General features: G+C 39.6%; 4 protein-coding genes and 12 tRNA genes (1 of these 16 only partly in view). 1 reads left to right on the forward strand and 15 read right to left on the reverse strand.

The window, feature by feature from the left end:
- Nucleotides 1–54: 54 nt before the first annotated feature.
- On the reverse strand, nt 55–2,472 hold the full coding sequence (locus tag AC6R0T_RS08225; RefSeq protein WP_303753539.1) for a hydroxymethylglutaryl-CoA reductase: 2,418 nt from the start codon (nt 2,470–2,472) through the stop codon (nt 55–57).
- 213 nt (nt 2,473–2,685) lie between these two features.
- Here AC6R0T_RS08225 and AC6R0T_RS08230 point away from each other — a divergent pair, with 213 nt between their 5' ends.
- Nucleotides 2,686–3,837, forward strand: a complete 1,152-nt coding sequence (locus tag AC6R0T_RS08230; protein WP_303753540.1) for a hydroxymethylglutaryl-CoA synthase — start codon at nt 2,686–2,688, stop codon at nt 3,835–3,837.
- Nucleotides 3,838–3,950: 113 nt separating this feature from the next.
- Here AC6R0T_RS08230 and hisS read toward each other — a convergent pair whose 3' ends face one another.
- The 14 genes from hisS to AC6R0T_RS08300 all read right to left on the reverse strand — a co-directional run.
- Nucleotides 3,951–5,234, reverse strand: coding sequence for a histidine--tRNA ligase (gene hisS, locus AC6R0T_RS08235; protein WP_303753541.1), 1,284 nt, complete (start codon nt 5,232–5,234; stop codon nt 3,951–3,953).
- A gap of 113 nt (nt 5,235–5,347) precedes the next feature.
- Nucleotides 5,348–5,656: a nucleotide pyrophosphohydrolase gene (locus tag AC6R0T_RS08240; RefSeq protein ID WP_303753542.1), complete on the reverse strand. Its 309-nt coding sequence runs from the start codon at nt 5,654–5,656 to the stop codon at nt 5,348–5,350.
- Nucleotides 5,657–5,770: 114 nt separating this feature from the next.
- A tRNA-His gene (locus tag AC6R0T_RS08245) sits at nt 5,771–5,843 on the reverse strand.
- A gap of 58 nt (nt 5,844–5,901) precedes the next feature.
- Nucleotides 5,902–5,985 (reverse strand) — tRNA-Leu (locus tag AC6R0T_RS08250).
- A gap of 23 nt (nt 5,986–6,008) precedes the next feature.
- Nucleotides 6,009–6,079 (reverse strand) — tRNA-Cys (locus AC6R0T_RS08255).
- Between the two features lie 40 nt (nt 6,080–6,119).
- A tRNA-Gln gene (locus AC6R0T_RS08260) sits at nt 6,120–6,191 on the reverse strand.
- Nucleotides 6,192–6,199: 8 nt separating this feature from the next.
- Nucleotides 6,200–6,272 (reverse strand) — tRNA-His (locus AC6R0T_RS08265).
- Between the two features lie 13 nt (nt 6,273–6,285).
- Nucleotides 6,286–6,359 (reverse strand) — tRNA-Trp (locus AC6R0T_RS08270).
- 8 nt (nt 6,360–6,367) lie between these two features.
- Nucleotides 6,368–6,448, reverse strand: a tRNA-Tyr gene (locus tag AC6R0T_RS08275).
- Between the two features lies 1 nt (nt 6,449).
- A tRNA-Phe gene (locus AC6R0T_RS08280) sits at nt 6,450–6,525 on the reverse strand.
- 16 nt (nt 6,526–6,541) lie between these two features.
- Nucleotides 6,542–6,617 (reverse strand) — tRNA-Asp (locus AC6R0T_RS08285).
- Between the two features lie 8 nt (nt 6,618–6,625).
- A tRNA-Val gene (locus AC6R0T_RS08290) sits at nt 6,626–6,698 on the reverse strand.
- 14 nt (nt 6,699–6,712) lie between these two features.
- Nucleotides 6,713–6,784 (reverse strand) — tRNA-Glu (locus AC6R0T_RS08295).
- Nucleotides 6,785–6,794: 10 nt separating this feature from the next.
- Nucleotides 6,795–6,813, reverse strand: a tRNA-Ser gene (locus AC6R0T_RS08300) (it continues 70 nt past the right edge of the window).

Here is a 6,813-nt window from a genome sequence, read left to right on the forward strand (position 1 = left end):
CAGACAAAAAAGCAAGTCACTTTTCTCAGTGACTTGTTTTTTTATGCATAGATTTTAATTACTTGCTCGCAATGTAGCCAAAATTTTAGCTGCTGTTGCTTGGTTCATAGTCGTCTCTTTTTGCAATTTTCGACTGACCACTTCAATTTCACTGCCAACTGCGCCAACCGTCATTGCTAAAGAACGAGATTGAAGTGCCATATGCCCTTTTTGTATACCTTCTGAAACAAGCGCCCGCAAAGCAGCTAAGTTTTGAGCTAAACCAACTGCCGCAACCACAGCAGCTAATTCTTTGGCATCTTCTACGGCTAAAATATTCAGTGCAGCTTGTGCTTTTGGCAAAACCCTTGTGGCACCACCGACTGTTGCAATCGCAAGTGGCAAAACAAGACGTCCTTCTAAATAGTCATCAACGACTTTCCAATCACTCAAACCTTGATACTGTCCGTCTTTTACTGCGTAGGCATGAGCCGCTGCTGCAACAGCTCGCGTATCATTACCTGTAGCTAAAATAACGCCGTCAATACCATTCATAATGCCTTTATTGTGCGTAGCAGCCCGATAAGGATCTTTTTTTGCATAATCTGCAGCAATGGCGATTTTTTCAGCCACGACATGCCCATTACCACCCTTAGCTAAATTCGCAATGGGCACACGGCAACGTACTTCAACTAACGACTCAGTTGCCAAATTACTTAAAATACTAAATAATATTTTTTCACTTGGAAAAACGGTACGCAATTTCGCCGCTACCCCTTCAAGTATGCCGTTGACAATGTTAGCTCCCATCGCATCTTTTACATCAACCTTTAAATCTAAGGACAAATAATTTCCCTCAATTTTTCGCCAACTAACATCTTTCAAGCCGCCACCACGTTTCACAATTGACGGATAGCTTACATTTGCAACTTCAAATAAGGTTGCGTAATTATTTTCCAACCATTCAATTAACGTTTTTTCATCTGCAACGTCATAAAACACGATTTGTCCTCGTAACAAACGTTCTTTAATAACAGCAGTAAATTTCTCAGCCATCTTCGCGCCATAGCTACAAGCAGCGATAACAGAAGGTTCCTCCGTCGTTAGGGGAACAGCATATTCTTTATCATTTACTACTAAATTTAAAGCAAGCCCCATCGGTATTTCACTTTCACTGATTTGATTTTCAATCATGTGATTGGCCACATCTGAATCAAGCGTAGTATTTAACAGCTCCGCTGCTTGAATAGGATCAATTTTCTTGTCTGCTTGTAATTTTTCAAGCCGTTCAATTTGACTCATTTGATAAAATTTTTTTTTTGAATTTTCTTTACTTGGACTTTTCAATAACATAGCAAGGCCAAGGCCACCGCCAATACATAAAGAAGCGATACCATATTCTTTATCTTCTTGTTGTAGCTGATGGCTAAGTGTGGTCAACAACCGAGCTCCAGTTGCGCCAATTGCGTGACCCAGCGAAATTCCACCGCCGTAAGGATTAACTTTGTTACTATCTATGCCTAACTTTTTCTCTACGGCCACAGAAGAAGCTGCAAAAGCTTCATTTATCTCAAATAAATCAATATCTGCAACTGTTTTTTCTTGAGCTGTTAATAATTCTGTCACAGCCTTAATCGGAGCTACTCCCATAATAGCCGGATCAATGCCGACTTCACTAAATCCACAGATTTCAGTTAAGTAAGGTAGTTCATGTAGATCTGCATATTCTTTTGTTGCCAATAATAAAACAGCGGCGCCGTCATTAATAGTAGAAGCATTACCAGCTGTCACCGTGCCATTTTCTTTAAAAACAGTTCTTAATTGACTTAGCTTTTCAACCGAGCTATTTCCACGAATGCCTTCATCATGTTCCATTAGGCCATGAATGGTTTTTATCGGAACAATTTCTGCTGCAAAAGCCCCATTGGCTTGTGCTTTTGCTGCCTTTTGTTGGGAATTAACAGCAAATTCATCTTGCTCACTGCGGGAAACATGAAAATCTTCTGCTACTTTTTCAGCAGTTAATCCCATATGCTTTTGGCTAAAGGCATCTGTTAAACCGTCTAAAATCATCGCCGATAAAGGTTCACCGTAGGCATTTGTTTCATAATTAAAATGACGCAATTGTGGTGCATTGGTCATACTTTCTGTACCACCAGCAATCGCAACTTCTCCTTGGCCCAATTGTAAGCTTTGCCACGCCATGATCACAGCTTTCATCCCAGAGCCACACACTTCATTTACTGTAGTTGCTGGTACTTCATACGATAAACCACTATTGATACTAATTTGTCTTGCCACATTTTGGCCGTTTCCTGCTTGTAAAACATTGCCAAATACCACTTGTTTTATGTCATCTTTTACTTTAGGATAACGTGATAATAACGACTGTGTAACTTTTGTACCTAAATCAACAGCACTATATTGGGTCAATGCCCCTTTGTATTTTCCAATCGGACTGCGCAAGGCAGCAACAATGACTACTCTTTTCAAATGTAGCACCTCCACTAGGAAATATATCATTTCTTTCATAAAAAAAAAACAACCTTAACTAATTCTGACCATTTGCAAAGAAAGTTTAAATAAACTTTAAATTATAAAATAATTTTTTCGTCAAAAAGCTTTTTTTATGCTACCTTATAAGAGCAAATATGACTGCACGAGTAACAAATTCAAAGAGAAATTTAGAAAGATAGGGGTTTGTTTATGAACGTCGGAATAGATAAAATTAGTTTTTTTGTACCACCTTATTACATTGACATGACCGAATTAGCGCAAATGCGAAATGTCGATCCCGGAAAATATTTGATCGGAATTGGACAATCTGAAATGGCCATTGGGCCAAGTAGCCAAGATATCGTTACTTATGCTGCCAATGCGGCAAACAAAATTTTAACCGATGAAGATAAAAAGGCAATTGACTTGGTGATTGTAGGTACTGAATCTAGCTTTGATGAATCAAAAGCTAGTGCTGTAATTTTACATCGCCTGTTGGGCATCCAAGATTTTGCCCGTTCTTTTGAAATTAAAGAAGCCTGTTATGGTGCAACGGCTGGTTTAGAAGCTGCAAAAAATCATATTTCTCGTCATCCTGAAAGTAAAGCGTTAGTTATCGCTGCAGATATTGCTCGTTATGGTTTAAATAACGGCGGTGAACCTACACAAGGCGCTGGTGCGGTAGCAATGCTTATTAGTAGCCAACCGAAAATCCTAGCCCTAAGCGATGATACGATTAATTTAACCCAAGACATCTACGATTTCTGGCGTCCAACTGGCCACACTTATCCATTAGTCGACGGACCTTTATCCAATGAAACGTATATTAACTCTTTTAATAAGGTTTATAATCGTTATAGCAAAGAATACCAAGAAAGTTTTGGCGATTTTGCTGCATTAGCTTTTCATATACCTTACACAAAAATGGGTAAAAAGGCATTGCAATCAGTTCTACCACAAGCATCAGAACAAGATGCTACTCGCTTATTGGAGCGCTATGATGAAAGTATTACCTATAGTCGACGTGTTGGTAACTTGTATACTGGTTCCTTATACTTAGGCTTGATTTCCCTCTTAGAAAACAGCACTGCTTTAAAAGCTGGTGACAAGTTAGGTCTTTTTAGTTATGGTTCAGGAGCAGTTTCACAGTTTTTCACTGGTATATTACAATCTGGTTATGAAAAACATCTTTTGAAAGATTATCATCAAGCTCTATTATTACAACGCACTAAGCTGACGATCTCAGCCTATGAAAAAATGTTTAATGAATATGTTGATTACAACAAAACAACAACTTTTAATGATGAACTACCATTTAGTATTGCAAAAATTGAAGATAACATCCGCTTTTACCGCAACTAAAAAAGAGACCCAGATCATGTAAACTGATGATGGAATGATTTCCAAAACTTAGACCGAAAATCTAAGTTTTGGAACATCCATACGCATTAATACATGACATGGGTCTCTTTTAATTAGTTCAAATAATTTTTAAAGTAATCATCTAAATCAGCAATAGCAATTTTATCTTCTGTTCCTTTTTCCATATCTTTAATAACTACTTTTTGCTCTTGTACCTCGGTCTCACCAATTACAACTACTAATTTTGCTCCTAAGCGATTCGCGGTTCTAAATTGTGCTTTTAATTTACGAAAATCAATATCTCTTTCACAAACTAAACCTGCATGACGTGCACTTTGAGCAGCAGCTTGTGCTAAAACATTCCCTAATTGATCCATACAAGCTACGTAAACGTCGATAGTTTCATCTACCGGGATTTCCGCCCCTTCTGCTTCGATTGCGATCAGAGCTCTTTCTATCCCTAATGCAAAGCCAAAGCCTGTATCTTTTTCAGCCGGTCCGCCAAACTCACTAATCAAACCATCATAACGTCCACCAGCACAAATTGTCGTTAATACACCGCCGAAACCTTTTGCCTCGCTCATGATTTCAAAAACAGTGTGATTATAGTAATCGAGGCCTCGTACCATTCGGTGATCGACAACATAGGGAATATTTAAGGCATCTAACATGCCTTTTACTTCATTAAAGAAAGTCGCACTATATTCATCTAAATAATCTAAAATCGAAGGTGCGTTTTCCACGATTACTTTATCTTTTTTATCTTTACTATCCAAAACTCGTAATGGATTTTGGTGTAGTCGACGTTTGGAATCTTCACTAAGTTGTTCTTCCACAGTTTCCAAGTAAGCAATTAAAGCATCACGATAACGCATACGGCTTTCTCTATTACCTAAGGTATTGATAACCAGTTTCACATGACGAACACCTAATTTTTGATAAAAATCCAACGCCATCGCCATTGTCTCAACGTCTGTAGCTGGATTTTTACTTCCGATAACTTCCACCCCAATTTGATGGAATTGACGTAAACGTCCTGCTTGTGGTCGTTCATAGCGAAACATTGGCCCCATGTAATAGCCCTTAAATGGATTTACATGTTCTGGACCAAATAATTTATTTTCTACATAACTGCGGACCAATGGTGCTGTTCCCTCTGGTCGCAATGTAATGTGGCGCTCTCCTTTATCGTAGAAATCATACATTTCTTTTGTTACGATATCTGTAGTTTCGCCGACACTTCTGGCAACAACTTCAAAATGTTCAAAAATTGGTGTTCGTAATTCACGAAAATTATATTCGCCAAAGACTTTGCGAGCAGTATCTTCAATATATTGCCATTTAGCTGAATTTCCTGGCAAAATGTCCATGGTTCCTTTTGGTTTTTGATATTTCATCAAATAACTCCCTTCAAAGATATTCAGAAATACTATATCACTTTCTACAGCGGGTTACTAGCTTGAATCCATTCCAGAATTTATTTATAAGAAATAATAGACTTTTTTAATGGTTAATCTACAATCGGCTTAGGATATTTAATCGCATTTTTCTTTAGTTTTTCAGCAATAATTTCATTAATATCAAAGCCTAAATTGTCTGCTAACATATAGCTATAAATGAGTACATCTGCTATTTCTTCTTTGAGATGTTCTCGTTCAAGATTTCCTTGTTGCGAGGTCTTCAATTGATATATTTCCAACAGCTCACTTGCCTCTAGCGAAATAGATAGAGCCAAGTCTTTTTCATTATGAAAAGGACGCCAATTTCTTTCATCACGAAATTTATTAATTTTTTTCATGGTTTCTTGCATGTCACTCATTATCTTACCTTCTTTTCTTTCTCTTTATTAGTTTGTTCTTCCCGGTATTATTCAATCTACCAGATTGAATAATAAAAAAAAGAGACTAAACAGATGTCTAGTCTCTTTACTTAGGGCGAACGGTGGGAATCGAACCCACGAATGCCGGAGCCACAATCCGGTGCGTTAACCACTTCGCCACGATCGCCATTACCCTATTTAATTTCAAATAAAAAACTAAGATGAAATAACATCTTAGCTCTTTATACCGGCGGCCGGGGTCGAACCGGCACGCCCGTGAGGGCACTGGATTTTGAGTCCAGCGCGTCTGCCAATTCCGCCACGCCGGCATGTCTTTATTAATAGTAGTCTAAGGCGCTAACCGGATTTGAACCGGTGATGAAGGTTTTGCAGACCTCTGCCTTACCACTTGGCTATAGCGCCATTATACTATTATAACAAATATGATTTCAAGTGAAACCAACTGGGGTAGCTGGATTCGAACCAACGCATGAGGGAGTCAAAGTCCCTTGCCTTACCGCTTGGCTATACCCCAATGAAAAGGGCGAACGATGGGAATCGAACCCACGAGTGCCGGAGCCACAATCCGGTGCGTTAACCACTTCGCCACGATCGCCGTATTAAATTAATGGCAGGGGCAGCAGGAATTGAACCCACACTAACGGTTTTGGAGACCGCTGTTCTACCTTTAAACTATGCCCCTAATAAAAATGGAGGAGAGTGGATTCGAACCACTGAACCCTAAGGAACGGATTTACAGTCCGTCGCGTTTAGCCACTTCGCTACTCCTCCGTGGTGGCGCGGGACAGAATCGAACTGCCGACACATGGAGCTTCAATCCATTGCTCTACCAACTGAGCTACCGAGCCAATTTAAAATTTATAATGGCGGTCCCGACGGGACTCGAACCCGCGATCTCCTGCGTGACAGGCAGGCGTGATAACCACTACACTACGGGACCACACTATATGGGGGTTAACGGGTTCGAACCGCTGACCCTCTGCTTGTAAGGCAGATGCTCTCCCAGCTGAGCTAAACCCCCAAATTAAATTTTAATGATCCGTACGGGATTCGAACCCGTGTTACCGCCGTGAAAGGGCGGTGTCTTAACCACTTGACCAACGGACCAGTCAATATACGGAGAGTAAGGGATTCGA

This window comes from Enterococcus sp. S86.2 (genome assembly GCF_059834485.2).